This window comes from Streptomyces aurantiaciflavus (assembly GCF_049808595.1).
In the GTDB taxonomy this organism is placed as follows: Bacteria; Actinomycetota; Actinomycetes; order Streptomycetales; family Streptomycetaceae; genus Streptomyces.
The window spans coordinates 12,967-25,967 of sequence record NZ_JBNCAQ010000044.1; the positions used below are offsets into that span (position 1 = coordinate 12,967).

Below are 13,001 nucleotides of genomic sequence, written 5' to 3' on the forward strand. Positions count from 1 at the left end.
GGGCGAAACCTTTGCCTAGGCCGCGGCCTCCCGCGCCGTCCGCAGCGCCTCGGCCAGACGCTCCGGCTCCCGCGTCGACAGGTACAGGTACGGCGTCGGGTCCTGGGGGTCGGCGACCTCCACGCGCAGCGCCGTGGGGATGTAGGCCCGCAGCAGCAGGAAGGCGCGGGTGTCGGCCTTGTACGTACGCCAGGCGCGCGCCTCCTCGGGGTCCAGGACCTCCGCCTCGCCCAGCGCCGTGACCGGGATCTTCGCCTCGCCCGCGATCAGCGAGTCGCCCACGACCCGGATGCGGACGGAGCCGTAGGAGCTGGCCACGACCGCCGCGGCGGCGGTGCCGCCGACCAGGCCGCCGAGCAGCGGCAGGGTGCCGAAGGGCAGCAGGATCAGGGCGAAGGCGACGCCCACGAGGAACGACACCAACCACCACGAGCGGGGGGCCGTGAGGCGTTCTTCGTACGGGGTGGTGGAGAGCTGCATGAGGCCAAGCTTGGCACGGTGCCCGGATTCCGCCGACGCGCGGGTAAGGTCTGCGGCTGTGAGAGGTACTTCCGCAGCCCTTCAACCTCCGGCCGACGCCGTGGAACCGGTTCGGCACCCCGATGCTCCCCTGCCCGGCGAGCTTCTCGGTGCCCACTACGAACAGTGTTTCGGGTGCGGCGGTGCGCAGTCGCACGGGCTGCGTCTGGAGGCACGGGCCGGCGAAGGGGTCAGCGTCACCGCCGAGTTCACCGTGCAGCCCGCTCACCAGGGGGCGCCCGGCCTGGCGCACGGCGGTGTCCTGGCCAGCGCCCTGGACGAGACGCTCGGCTCGCTGAACTGGCTGCTGCGGACGATCGCCGTGACCGGACGGCTCGAGACCGACTTCGTGCGGCCCGTGCCCGTCGGTACGACCCTGTACGTGGAGGCCGAGGTGACGGCGGTGGCCGGCCGGAAGATTTACTCGACCGCCACCGGGCGCATCGGCGGCCCCGAGGGACCCGTCGCCGTCCGCGCGGACGCGCTCTTCCTCGAGGTCAAGGTCGAGCACTTCGTCCACCACGGCCGTGAGGAAGAGATCCAGGCCGCCATGAGCGACCCGGACCAGGTCCGGCGTGCCCGCGCCTTCGAGGTGAACCCGTGAGCCGTCCTCCCGTGAACGTCCTGATCCGGCGCGTCGACCCCGACGTACCGCTTCCGACGTACGCGCACGACGATGACGCGGGGGCCGATCTGCGGACCACCGAGAGCCGGGAGCTGGCGCCGGGGGAGCGGGCGGTGCTGCCCACGGGAGTGTCCATCGCGCTGCCCGAGGGGTACGCGGCCTTCGTGCATCCGCGTTCGGGGCTCGCCGCCCGGTGCGGCGTCGCCCTCGTGAATGCCCCGGGGACGGTTGATGCCGGGTACCGTGGGGAGATCAAGGTGATCGTGGTGAATCTCGACCCGCGCGAGTCCGTGCGGTTCGAGCGCTTCGACCGGATTGCCCAACTGGTCGTCCAGCAGGTCGAGAGGGTCCGCTTCCAGGAGGTCGCGGAGCTTCCCGGCTCGGCGCGGGCCGAGGGGGGCTTCGGGTCCACCGGCGGCCACGCCGCGGTGGACGGCGGAGGCAACACAAGCGGTCAGGCCGCCATGGGCGGCGCGACGGGTGGGAATCGATACGCTTCGGTCGTATCCGACCGGGAAGGACAGTGACGTGTTCGGACGTCGCAAGAAGAAGGGTGCCGCCGAGGACGCGGCCGGCGAGGCCGAGCAGGTCGTCGACAGTGTCGACACTGAGGCGGACGAGGTAACGGGCGAGGGTGAGCGCGAGCGCGTACGGCTGGAGCCCGAGCCGCGGCCCGACGGGCCGTGGGACAGCTCGGAGGTGCGCGACCCCGGTGAGGGCCGCGTGGACCTGGGCGGGCTCTTCGTGCCCGGGGTCGACGGCATGGAGCTGCGGGTCGAGGTCGCGGGCGACGCGATCGTCGCGGCCACCGTCGTACTGCGCGACAGCGCCATCCAGTTGCAGGCCTTCGCCGCGCCCAAGCGCGAGGGCATCTGGGGCGAGGTGCGCGAGGAGATCGGCTCGGGCATCACCCAGCAGGGCGGCATCGTCGACGAGGTCGAGGGCCCGCTGGGCTGGGAGCTGCGGGCACAGGTGCCGGTGCAGCTGCCGGACGGCACGGGTGGGTTCCAGGTCGTGCGGTTCGTCGGTGTGGACGGTCCCCGCTGGTTCCTGCGCGGTGTGATCTCGGGCCAGGGCGCGGTGCAGCCGCAGGCGGCCGGTCTGCTGGAGCAGATCTTCCGGGACACGGTCGTGGTCCGCGGCGACGGCCCGATGGCGCCCCGCGACCCGATCGTCCTCAAGCTGCCGAACGACGCGCAGATGGTCCCCGAGGGCGTCCAGCAGGAGGAGGCCGGCTCCCGGTTCTCCGGCGGCATGGGGCAGCTGCAGCGCGGACCGGAGATCACCGAGGTCCGCTAGACAGACGCGAGAAGGGCCACACCCCCGTGGGTGCGGCCCTTTCTGCTGCGCGGATTCCTGACGGCCGGTGTGAACCGATCGGGGGGTCTCATCCGATGAACCGGTGAGAGGGAAGCGACGAAGAGTGAGGGGGAGGGCGTATGGCCCGGTCGACCTGGGATGTGCCCGCCGCGTCAGAGTCGCGTCAAAGGCGTCTCGTGCCCACCATCGCGTCCCCTTTGCCGGAATCGTTGGCCGTAAGGTCGACGCTGCCCACGCAGCAGGTACGGGAAGACAATGGGGCCATGGCACGCGGCAAGCTTCGGATCTACCTCGGTGCGGCACCGGGTGTGGGCAAGACCTACGCGATGCTGTCCGAGGCGCACCGGCGGGTGGAGCGGGGCACGGACTGCGTGGTGGCGGTCGTGGAGCACTACGACCGGCCGCGCACCGAGGTGATGCTGCACGGCCTGGAGCAGGTCCCGCGCCGCGCGCTGGAGTACCGGGGCGGCGTCTTCACCGAGATGGACGTGGACGCGGTGCTCGCCCGCCGCCCCCAGGTCGCCCTGGTGGACGAGCTCGCCCACACCAACGTCCCGGGTTCGCGCAACGCCAAGCGCTGGCAGGACATGGAGGAGCTGCTCGCGGCCGGCATCGACGTCGTCTCCACGGTGAACATCCAGCACCTGGAGTCCCTCGGCGATGTCGTGGAGTCGATCACGGGGGTCCGGCAGCAGGAGACCGTCCCGGACGAGTTCGTACGACGGGCCGACCAGATCGAGCTGGTCGACATGTCACCGCAGGCCCTGCGCCGCCGGATGGCGCACGGCAACATCTACCGGCCGGACAAGGTCGACGCGGCCCTGTCGAACTACTTCCGCCCCGGAAACCTCACCGCCCTGCGGGAACTGGCCCTGCTGTGGGTCGCCGACCGGGTCGACGAGTACCTGCAGCAGTACCGCCGCGAGCACCGCGTGTCGGCGATCTGGGGGTCGCGGGAGCGGATCGTGGTCGGGCTGACCGGCGGCCCGGAGGGACGGACGCTGATCCGGCGCGGGGCGCGGCTGGCCGAGAAGGGCGCCGGTGGCGAGGTGCTCGCCGTCTACATAGCGCGCAGCGACGGCCTGACCTCGGCCTCGCCGAAGGAACTGGCCGTGCAACGCACCCTCGTCGAGGACCTCGGCGGCACCTTCCACCATGTCGTGGGCGACGACATACCGGCCGCCCTGCTGGACTTCGCGCGCGGTGTGAACGCCACCCAGATCGTCCTCGGCTCCTCCCGCCGCAAGGCCTGGCAGTACGTCTTCGGACCCGGCGTCGGAGCGACGGTCGCCCGGGAGTCGGGGCCCGACCTCGACGTGCACATCGTCACCCACGAGGAGGTCGCCAAGGGGCGAGGGCTGCCGGTGGCCCGGGGTGCCCGACTCGGGCGGACCCGCATCATCTCGGGCTGGCTGGTCGGCCTGGCCGGTCCGGCCGTGCTGGCGGTGCTGCTCAGCACCGTCCACCTCGGCCTGGCCAACGACATGCTGCTGTTCCTGACGGTGACGGTGGCGGCGGCACTCCTCGGCGGGCTGCTGCCGGCCCTGGCCTCGGCGGCCCTGGGCTCCCTGCTGCTGAACTACTTCTACACACCACCCCTGCATCACTGGACGATCGCCGACCCCAAGAACATCGTCGCCATCGTGATCTTCGTCGGGGTGGGGGTGTCGGTGGCGTCGGTGGTGGACCTGGCGGCCCGGCGCACCCAGCAGGCCGCCCGGCTGCGGGCCGAGTCGGAGATCCTCTCCTACCTGGCCGGCAACGTGCTGCGCGGCGAGACCAGCCTGGAGGCCCTGCTGGAGCGGGTGCGGGAGACCTTCGGCATGGAGTCGGCTGCGCTGCTGGAGCGCGAGAGCGACACCGCGCCCTGGACCTGCGCGGGCCATGCCGGATTCGGGCGACCGGGGGAGCGGCCGGAGGACGCCGACGTGGACGTGCCGGTCGGGGACCATGTGGCGCTGGCGCTCACCGGGCGGGTGCTGCCCGCCGAGGACCGGCGGGTGCTGGCCGCGTTCGCCGCGCAGGCGGTCGTCGTCCTGGACCGCCGGCGCCTGCAGGAGGAGGCCGACCGGGCCCGCGCGCTGGCCGAGGGCAACCGGATCCGGACGGCGCTGCTGGCCGCGGTCAGCCATGACCTGCGGACCCCGCTGGCCGGGATCAAGGCGGCGGTGTCCTCGCTGCGGTCGGACGACGTCGAGTGGTCCGAGGAGGACGAGGCCGAACTGCTGGCGGCGATCGAGGAGGGCGCGGACCGGCTCGACCATCTCGTCGGCAACCTGCTCGACATGTCCCGCCTCCAGACCGGGACGGTCACCGCGCTCATCCGCGAGACCGACCTCGACGAGGTGGTGCCGATGGCGCTCGGCGGGGTCCCGGAGGACAGCGTGGAGCTGGACGTCCCGGAGACGCTGCCCATGGTCGCCGTGGACTCCGGGCTGCTGGAGCGGTCGGTGGCCAACCTGGTCGAGAACGCCGTCAAGTACAGCCCGGACGGCGAGCCCGTCCTCGTGTCGGCGAGCGCCATGGCCCATCGGGTGGAGGTACGGGTCGTGGACCGCGGGCCGGGCGTCCCGGACGAGGCCAAGGAGCGGATCTTCGAACCCTTCCAGCGGTACGGTGACGCTCCGCGCGGGGCCGGCGTCGGACTGGGCCTCGCGGTCGCGCGCGGCTTCGCCGAGGCGATGGGCGGCACCCTCAACGCGGAGGACACACCGGGGGGAGGGCTGACGATGGTGCTCACCGTGCGGGCGGCGGAGGACCGGACGGAGCGGGGTGGGGCGGCTGACGTACGGCCTGTCGACCTCGCCGGGGACGGGCGGCCGGCCCCGCCCCGGCCTCCCGACGACCCCGGCACATCGCGAGAACACCCCGCACCGACCGAAAGGCAGGCTTCATGGTGAGCCCGACCGGGGGGACCCCCCAGACCCCCACGAGGGTCCTCGTCATCGACGACGAGCCGCAGATCGTGCGCGCCCTCGTCATCAACCTCAAGGCGCGCAAGTACGAGGTGGACGCGGCCCACGACGGGGCCACCGCCCTCCGGCTCGCCGCCGCCCGTCACCCGGACGTGGTGGTCCTCGACCTGGGACTGCCCGACATGGACGGCGTCGAGGTGATCAAGGGACTTCGGGGCTGGACCCGGGTGCCGATCCTGGTGCTGTCCGCCCGGCACTCCTCCGACGAGAAGGTCGAGGCGCTCGACGCGGGCGCCGACGACTACGTCACCAAGCCCTTCGGCATGGACGAGTTGCTGGCCCGGCTGCGGGCCGCCGTCCGCCGGGCCGAACCCGCCGGCGGCGGTGAGGACGACGTCCTGGTCGAGACCGACGGCTTCACCGTCGACCTGGCCGCGAAGAAGGTCAACCGGGGTGGCAGGGACGTACGGCTGACGCCCACGGAGTGGCATCTGCTGGAGGTGCTGGTGCGCAGCCCCGGCCGTCTGGTCAGCCAGAAGCAGCTGTTGCAGGAGGTGTGGGGGCCGTCGTACGGGACGGAGACGAACTATCTGCGCGTGTACATGGCACAGTTGCGCAGAAAGCTGGAGGCGGACCCCTCGCACCCCAAGCACTTCATCACCGAGCCGGGGATGGGGTACCGGTTCGAGAAATGAGCCGGATCGGGACAGCGGGGCAGATCGTGGGAGTGGGGCGGAGTCCGGGAGTGGGCCGGGTCGTGGATGTGGGCCGGTTCGGGCGTCGGTACGTGAGTGCGGCCCTGTCGGTGTGCCCCGGTACGCTTCTGATATGAGTGCTGTCCCTCGTTCCGAAAAGCCGGTGGGCCGGTTCCGGCGCATGCTCGACCGGCTCTCCTCGTCGCAGGAGGACCTGGAGTCCGAGGAGCTGCGGGAGGACGCCGACACGGCCGGCTGCATCCGGATCGGAGACTGCCAGGACCGACAGATAGTGACGGTTACTGGTACCTTGCGCACGGTCACCCTGCGGCCGCGCGCCGGGGTCCCCGCCCTGGAGGCCGAGCTGTTCGACGGTTCCGCCGCGCTGGACGTGGTGTGGCTGGGCAGGCGCTCCATCGTGGGGATAGAACCGGGGCGCCGCCTCATCGCATCGGGCCGGATCTCGATGAGCCGGGGCCGCCGCGTGCTGTTCAACCCGAAGTACGAACTGAGACCCCTCGGTAGGGAGTAGCCGGTGACGTCACTCGACAAGCCGACCGAAGAGACATCTGCGGACGACGCCCGGACGGTGACGGAGGCCGCGCTGTTCGAGGCGTTCGGCGGAGTGCGGGGCATGGTCGAGACGGTGCTGCCCGGCCTGCTCTTCGTCACGATCTACACGATCAACAAGGACCTGCACATGTCGGCGATCGCCGCGCTCGCGGTGTCGCTGGTCCTGGTCGTGGTCCGCCTCGCCATGAAGGACACCGTGAAGCACGCCTTCAGCGGTGTCTTCGGTGTCGCCTTCGGTGTCGTGTTCGCGATGATGACGGGCAACGCGAAGGACTTCTATCTGCCCGGCATGCTCTACACGCTGGGGCTGTCGTTGGCGTACATCGTCACGACGCTGTGCGGGGTGCCGTTGCTCGGCCTGATTCTCGGGCCGGTCTTCAAGGAGAACCTGTCCTGGCGGACGCGGAATCCTGGGCGCAAGAAGGCTTACGCCAAGGCCAGTTGGGCGTGGGGACTGATCCTGCTCGCGAAGTGCGCGATTCTCTTTCCGCTGTACTGGTGGGCCGACACGACGCAGCTGGGCTGGGTGCTGATCGCGCTGAAGATCCCGCCGTTCCTGCTGGCCGTGTGGCTGACGTGGGTGTTCCTGGCGAAGGCGCCGGCTCCCATCGACGTCTTCGCCGAGATGGAGGCGGAGGAGAGGGCGGCGAAGGAGTCGGCCGCGGCGAAGGAGGGCGCGGAGGCCGGCGGGCGGCACCGCCGGGAGGCGTAGGGCCGCCCGGCACGCATTCTCGTAGGTGTGCGAACGCCGGACGGGCTGAATCGGTCAGCCCGTCCGGCGTTCGTCGTTCCGGGGCGGCTCAGCGGCCCGTTTCCTCCCGCCGTACCGACAGCAGGTCCTCCAGCTGTTCCTCGCGGGCCTGGGCGGCGACGAACAGCAGTTCGTCACCCGGTTCCAGGGAGTCGTCGCGGGACGGGGTCAGGACGCGGGTGCCGCGGATGATGGTGACCAGGCTCGTGTCCTCGGGCCACTCGACGTCGCCCACCTGGGTGCCGGCCAGGGCCGACTCCTCGGGGAGGGTGAGTTCGACGAGGTTGGCGTCGCCGTGGCTGAAGCGGAGCAGACGGACCAGGTCGCCGACGCTCACCGCCTCCTCGACCAGGGCGGACATCAGGCGCGGGGTGGACACGGCCACGTCGACGCCCCAGGCCTCGTTGAACAGCCACTCGTTCTTCGGGTTGTTCACACGGGCCACGACGCGCGGGACGCCGTACTCCGTCTTCGCCAGCAGGGACACGACCAGGTTGACCTTGTCGTCACCCGTGGCGGCGATCACGACGTTGCAGCGCTGGAGCGCCGCCTCGTCCAGGGAGGTGATCTCGCAGGCGTCGGCGAGCAGCCACTCCGCCTGCGGGACGCGCTCGACCGAGATGGCGGTCGGCGCCTTGTCGATCAGCAGGACCTCGTGGCCGTTCTCCAGCAGCTCGCCCGCGATCGAGCGGCCGACGGCGCCGGCTCCGGCAATGGCGACCCTCATCAGTGACCGTCCTCCTTCGGGCCCTCGGCGAACGTGGCTTCGACCTTCTCGACCTCGTCGCTGCGCATCATCACGTGCACCAGGTCGCCCTCCTGCAGGACGGTCTGCGAGGTGGGCAGGATCGCCTCGCCGAGGCGGGTCAGGAACGCCACGCGGACGCCCGTCTCCTCCTGCAGCTTGCTGATCTTGTGGCCGACCCAGGAGGCGGCGGCGTGCACCTCGGCGAGCTGGACGCCGCCGGTGGGGTCGCGCCACAACGGTTCGGCGCCCGAGGGGAGCAGCCGGCGCAGCATCTGGTCGGCCGTCCAGCGGACCGTGGCCACCGTCGGGATGCCCAGCCGCTGGTAGACCTCGGCGCGGCGGGGGTCGTAGATCCGGGCGGCGACGTTCTCGATGCCGAACATCTCGCGGGCCACGCGGGCGGCGATGATGTTGGAGTTGTCGCCGCTGGAGACGGCGGCGAAGGCGCCGGCCTCCTCGATGCCCGCCTCGCGCAGGGTGTCCTGGTCGAAGCCGACCCCGGTGACCCGGCGGCCGCCGAACGAGGAGCCAAGACGTCGGAAGGCGGTGGGGTCCTGGTCGATCACGGCGACCGTGTGCCCCTGCTGCTCCAGGGTCTGGGCGAGAGCGGAGCCCACTCTGCCGCAGCCCATGATGACGATGTGCACAACCGTCCTTCCGAGGTCAAAAATTGCTGACTTGGCTTTAACAGGGTCTCAGACCGCCGCCCAAGCTACACACGCGCGGTCCGTCGAGGGCACCCCCGCGCACGGTTCACGGGCTCAGCGACGGCTGATGCTCCAGAAGCTGAGAAGAGTGAGGATGCCGAGGCCGACGAGGGTGCCGGCGGCGCCGATCAGCTCCGCGGTCGAGTGCATGGAATCTCCGAAAGGGGCGGCAGCGGGCGGGGATTGTCATATAGGCATGGCGGTCGCCCCACCCGCCGAATCCGCAGCCGCGCCCTGGCTGATTTCACCCGGGAGGCAGACGCGGCCCGGCATCACCCGGCTGAGCCCGGGGGAGGGTGGGCGGTCCCCTGTTCGAAGGCCTACGATGCTCTGTTGTGTCCAAACTGACCGACGTGCCCAAACGGATTCTGATCGGGCGCGCACTGCGCAGTGATCGGCTCGGAGAAACGCTCCTGCCGAAGCGCATCGCCCTACCCGTCTTCGCCTCCGACCCGCTCTCCTCCGTGGCCTACGCGCCCGGGGAGGTGTTGCTGGTCCTGTCCATCGCGGGCGTGTCGGCCTACCACTTCAGCCCGTGGATCGCGGTCGCGGTCGTCGTGCTGATGTTCACGGTGGTCGCCTCCTACCGGCAGAACGTCCACGCCTACCCCAGCGGCGGCGGCGACTACGAGGTGGCCACCACCAACCTCGGCAACAAGGCCGGCCTCACCGTCGCGAGCGCCCTGCTCGTCGACTACGTCCTGACCGTCGCCGTCTCCATCGCCTCCGGCATCGAGAATCTCGGCTCCGCGATCCCCTTCGTCGTCGAGCACAAGGTGGCCTGCGCGGTCGCCGTCGTCGTACTGCTGACGCTGATGAACCTGCGGGGCGTCAAGGAGTCCGGCAAGCTCTTCGCGATCCCGACGTACGTGTTCGTCGCGGGCGTCTTCATCATGATCGCGTGGGGTGCGTTCCGGGGACTCGTCCTGGACGAGACCATGCGGGCGCCGACGGCCGAGTACACGATCAAGCCCGAGCACCAGGGGCTGGCCGGCTTCGCCCTGTTCTTCCTCATGCTGCGCGCCTTCTCCTCCGGCTGTGCCGCGCTCACCGGCGTCGAGGCGATCTCCAACGGCGTGCCGGCCTTCCGCAAGCCCAAGTCCAAGAACGCGGCGACCACGCTCGCGATGATGGGCCTGCTGGCCGTCACCATGTTCTGCGGCATCATCGTCCTGGCCCTGGTCACCGACGTCCGCATGGCCGAGAACCCGGCCGCCGACCTGCTGAAGAACGGCGTCGCCGTCGGCTCCGGCTACGTCCAGAACCCGGTGATCACCCAGGTCGCCGAGGCCGTCTTCGGCAAGGGCAGCTTCCTGTTCGTCGTGCTGGCGGCGGCGACGGCCCTGGTGCTGTTCCTGGCCGCGAACACCGCCTACAACGGCTTCCCCGTCCTCGGCTCGATCCTCGCCCAGGACCGCTACCTGCCCCGCCAGCTCCACACCCGCGGCGACCGCCTGGCCTTCTCCAACGGCATCGTGCTGCTGGCCGGCGCGGCGACCCTGCTGATCGTCATCTACGGCGCCGACTCCACGCGCCTGATCCAGCTGTACATCGTCGGCGTGTTCGTGTCCTTCACCCTCAGCCAGACCGGCATGGTCCGCCACTGGAACCGCCACCTGGCGACGGAGACCGACCCGGCCAAGCGCCGCCACATGGTCCGCTCCCGCGCGATCAACACCTTCGGCGCCTTCTTCACCGGCCTGGTCCTGGTCGTCGTCCTCGTCACGAAGTTCACCCACGGCGCCTGGGTCGCCCTGCTCGGCATGGTCATCTTCTACGGGACGATGACCGCGATCCGCCGCCACTACGACAGCGTGGCCGCGGAACTCGTCGCCCCCGAGGGCCCCAGCGACGACAGCGTCCGTCCCTCGCGCGTGCACTCGGTGCTGCTGATCTCCAAGATCCACCGCCCGACGCTGCGCGCCCTGGCCTACGCCAAGCTGATGCGCTCCGACACCCTGGAGGCGCTCACCGTCAACGTCGACCCCGCCGAGACGAAGGCGCTGCGCGGCGAGTGGGAACGGCGCGGCATCGACGTCCCGCTGAAGGTCCTCGACTCGCCCTACCGCGAGGTCACGCGGCCGGTCATCGAGTACGTCAAGAGCCTGCGCAGGGAGTCGCCGCGCGACGCCGTCTCCGTGATCATCCCCGAGTACGTGGTCGGCCACTGGTACGAGCATCTGCTGCACAACCAGAGCGCGCTCAGGCTGAAGGGCCGCCTGCTGTTCACACCGGGCGTGATGGTGACCTCGGTGCCGTACCAGCTGCAGTCCTCCGAGCTGGCGAAGAAGCGGGCGCGCAGGCGCCAGGAGTGGAACGCTCCGGGCTCGGTGCGACGCGGTCCCGCGGAGCAGGGGCGGCCCAAGGAGCCGTCGGGCACAGGCGCCTCGGGCTCCTCGGGGGCCTCGGGCACATCGAGCTCGAAGGACTGACGGCTTCGCCGCACCGGCTCGTGGTGAACGGCCGGACGACAGCCACGTAGACTGGTGGGCTGTTGTCCGGCCGTTCCTCGTTCGACGTTGTGGAGTCACCCCGCCATGCAGGCAGAACCGAAGAACTCGCAGGCGGGCTCGCTGGTGGGCGAGGAGTACGAGGTCGAGATCGGCCCCGTCGCCCACGGCGGCCACTGCATCGCCCGTACCGACGCGGGCCAGGTGCTGTTCGTCCGGCACGCGCTGCCCGGCGAGCGGGTCGTGGCCCGGGTGACCGAGGGCGAGGAGGGCGCGCGGTTCCTGCGCGCCGACGCGGTGGAGATCCTCTCGGCGTCCAAGGACCGGGTCGAGGCGCCCTGCCCCTTCTCCGGTCCCGGCCGCTGCGGCGGCTGCGACTGGCAGCACGCCAAGCCGGGCGCCCAGCGCCGGATGAAGGGCGAGGTCGTCGCCGAGCAGCTGCAGCGGCTCGCGGGCCTCACGCCCGAGGAGGCCGGCTGGGACGGCACGGTGATGCCGGCCGAGGGCGACAAGCTGCCGGCGGGCCAGGTACCGCAGTGGCGCACGCGCGTGCAGTACGCGGTGGACGCCGGGACGGGCCGGGCCGGTCTGCGCCGGCACCGCTCGCACGAGGTCGAGCCGATCGACCACTGCATGATCGCCGCGGAGGGCGTCAGCGAGCTGGGCGTCGAGAAGCGGGACTGGAGCGGCATGGCCTCCGTCGAGGCGATCGCGGCGACGGGCTCCCAGGACCGCCAGGTCATCCTCACCCCCCGGCCGGGCGCACGCCTGCCCATCGTCGAGCTGGACCGCCCGGTGTCGGTGATGCGCGTGGGGGAGAAGGACGGCGGCGTCCACCGCGTCCACGGCCGCCCCTTCGTCCGCGAGCGCGCGGACGGCCGTACGTACCGCGTCGGCAGCGGCGGCTTCTGGCAGGTCCACCCGAAGGCCGCGGACACCCTGGTCACCGCCGTCATGCAGGGCCTGCTGCCCCGCAAGGGCGAGACGGCGCTCGACCTGTACTGCGGAGTCGGCCTCTTCGCGGGCGCACTCGCCGACCGGCTCGGTGAGAAGGGCGCGGTGCTCGGCATCGAGTCCGGCAAGCGCGCCGTCGAGGACGCCCGGCACAACCTCGCGGGCTTCGACCGCGTGCGGATCGAGCAGGGCAAGGTCGAGAGCGTGCTGCCGCGGACGGGCATCAGCGAGGTCGACCTCATCGTCCTGGACCCGCCGCGGGCGGGGGCCGGACGCAGGACGGTGGAGCACCTGACGGCGCTGGGGGCACGGAGGATCGCGTATGTGGCATGCGACCCGGCCGCGCTGGCGCGCGACCTGGGGTACTTCCGGGACGGGGGGTACCGGGTGCGGACGTTGCGGGCGTTCGATCTGTTTCCGATGACGTCGCACGTGGAATGTGTGGCGATTCTTGAGCCCGCGACAAAGGGCGTCTGACCTGCTGCTCTTCTGATTTCCCAGGTTGCGGGCGGGTCGTGCCGACATGTTTCTGAAGCTCCACCCCGTGGAGCATGATGCAGGTTACTGCCACATGCCCCACCTGCGGTTTCGCAGCGGGGCGCGGGTCGAGAACGCTCTGCCTCAACTTCGTGAGGGTCGGGTTCGGTGAATGTCTTGGCGCTCGTTCGACGCTGATTCTGACGGAGCGTGACGGTGTTGTTTCGGACCGGATAGCGCGGGTCGATCGCCAGTCGGCACGTCCTG

General features: G+C 71.0%; 12 protein-coding genes. 9 read left to right on the plus strand and 3 right to left on the minus strand.

What is annotated here, in order from left to right; genetic code table 11:
* Positions 1–15: 15 nt before the first annotated feature.
* On the minus strand, positions 16–480 hold the full coding sequence (locus ACPT94_RS36615) for a DUF3093 domain-containing protein (RefSeq protein ID WP_360347254.1): 465 nt from the start codon (positions 478–480) through the stop codon (positions 16–18).
* A gap of 58 nt (positions 481–538) precedes the next feature.
* Here ACPT94_RS36615 and ACPT94_RS36620 point away from each other — a divergent pair, with 58 nt between their 5' ends.
* The 7 genes from ACPT94_RS36620 to ACPT94_RS36650 all read left to right on the plus strand — a co-directional run bounded on the left by ACPT94_RS36620 (position 539) and on the right by ACPT94_RS36650 (position 7,359).
* On the plus strand, positions 539–1,123 hold the full coding sequence (locus ACPT94_RS36620) for a PaaI family thioesterase (protein ID WP_360347252.1): 585 nt from the start codon (positions 539–541) through the stop codon (positions 1,121–1,123).
* Positions 1,120–1,671, plus strand: coding sequence for a dUTP diphosphatase (dut, locus tag ACPT94_RS36625; RefSeq protein ID WP_360347250.1), 552 nt, complete (start codon positions 1,120–1,122; stop codon positions 1,669–1,671). The genes ACPT94_RS36620 and dut overlap by 4 nt, the downstream gene beginning before the upstream one ends.
* Position 1,672: 1 nt before the next feature.
* On the plus strand, positions 1,673–2,443 hold the full coding sequence (locus ACPT94_RS36630; RefSeq protein ID WP_360347248.1) for a DUF3710 domain-containing protein: 771 nt from the start codon (positions 1,673–1,675) through the stop codon (positions 2,441–2,443).
* Positions 2,444–2,727: 284 nt separating this feature from the next.
* Positions 2,728–5,364, plus strand: a complete 2,637-nt coding sequence (locus tag ACPT94_RS36635; protein WP_360347246.1) for a sensor histidine kinase — start codon at positions 2,728–2,730, stop codon at positions 5,362–5,364.
* Complete coding sequence (locus ACPT94_RS36640) at positions 5,358–6,074, plus strand: response regulator (RefSeq protein WP_360347244.1); 717 nt, start codon at positions 5,358–5,360, stop codon at positions 6,072–6,074. Before ACPT94_RS36635 ends, ACPT94_RS36640 begins: the two co-directional genes overlap by 7 nt.
* Before the next feature lie 133 nt (positions 6,075–6,207).
* Positions 6,208–6,606 (plus strand): OB-fold nucleic acid binding domain-containing protein, encoded by a 399-nt coding sequence (locus ACPT94_RS36645; protein ID WP_360347242.1) that lies wholly within the window; start codon positions 6,208–6,210, stop codon positions 6,604–6,606.
* 3 nt (positions 6,607–6,609) lie between these two features.
* Positions 6,610–7,359, plus strand: a complete 750-nt coding sequence (locus ACPT94_RS36650) for a DUF3159 domain-containing protein (RefSeq protein WP_360347240.1) — start codon at positions 6,610–6,612, stop codon at positions 7,357–7,359.
* Positions 7,360–7,447: 88 nt separating this feature from the next.
* Here the strand turns inward: ACPT94_RS36650 and ACPT94_RS36655 are convergent, their stop codons facing one another.
* Entirely contained in the window at positions 7,448–8,125 is a 678-nt protein-coding gene (locus tag ACPT94_RS36655; protein WP_360347238.1) for a potassium channel family protein, read from the minus strand.
* Positions 8,125–8,793, minus strand: a complete 669-nt coding sequence (locus ACPT94_RS36660) for a potassium channel family protein (RefSeq protein WP_360347236.1) — start codon at positions 8,791–8,793, stop codon at positions 8,125–8,127. Before ACPT94_RS36660 ends, ACPT94_RS36655 begins: the two co-directional genes overlap by 1 nt.
* Before the next feature lie 395 nt (positions 8,794–9,188).
* Between ACPT94_RS36660 and ACPT94_RS36665 the strand changes: the two genes are divergently transcribed.
* Together ACPT94_RS36665 and ACPT94_RS36670 are read left to right on the plus strand one after the other, a co-directional pair.
* Complete coding sequence (locus tag ACPT94_RS36665; protein ID WP_360347234.1) at positions 9,189–11,285, plus strand: APC family permease; 2,097 nt, start codon at positions 9,189–9,191, stop codon at positions 11,283–11,285.
* Positions 11,286–11,390: 105 nt separating this feature from the next.
* Positions 11,391–12,734 carry a class I SAM-dependent RNA methyltransferase gene (locus ACPT94_RS36670; protein WP_425247821.1) on the plus strand — a complete coding sequence of 448 codons (1,344 nt, stop codon included), beginning with the start codon at positions 11,391–11,393 and terminating at the stop codon, positions 12,732–12,734.
* The last annotated feature ends 267 nt before the right edge of the window (positions 12,735–13,001 follow it).

Excerpts from the sequence above, each read along its gene's own strand:
- ACPT94_RS36615 (WP_360347254.1), bottom strand. The coding sequence starts at position 480 with ATGCAGCTCTCCACCACCCCGTACGAAGAACGCCTCACGGCCCCCCGC.
- ACPT94_RS36635 (WP_360347246.1), top strand. The coding sequence starts at position 2,728 with ATGGCACGCGGCAAGCTTCGGATCTACCTCGGTGCGGCACCGGGTGTG.
- ACPT94_RS36640 (WP_360347244.1), top strand. The coding sequence starts at position 5,358 with ATGGTGAGCCCGACCGGGGGGACCCCCCAGACCCCCACGAGGGTCCTC.
- ACPT94_RS36645 (WP_360347242.1), top strand. The coding sequence starts at position 6,208 with ATGAGTGCTGTCCCTCGTTCCGAAAAGCCGGTGGGCCGGTTCCGGCGC.
- ACPT94_RS36655 (WP_360347238.1), bottom strand. The coding sequence starts at position 8,125 with ATGAGGGTCGCCATTGCCGGAGCCGGCGCCGTCGGCCGCTCGATCGCG.
- ACPT94_RS36670 (WP_425247821.1), top strand. The coding sequence starts at position 11,391 with ATGCAGGCAGAACCGAAGAACTCGCAGGCGGGCTCGCTGGTGGGCGAG.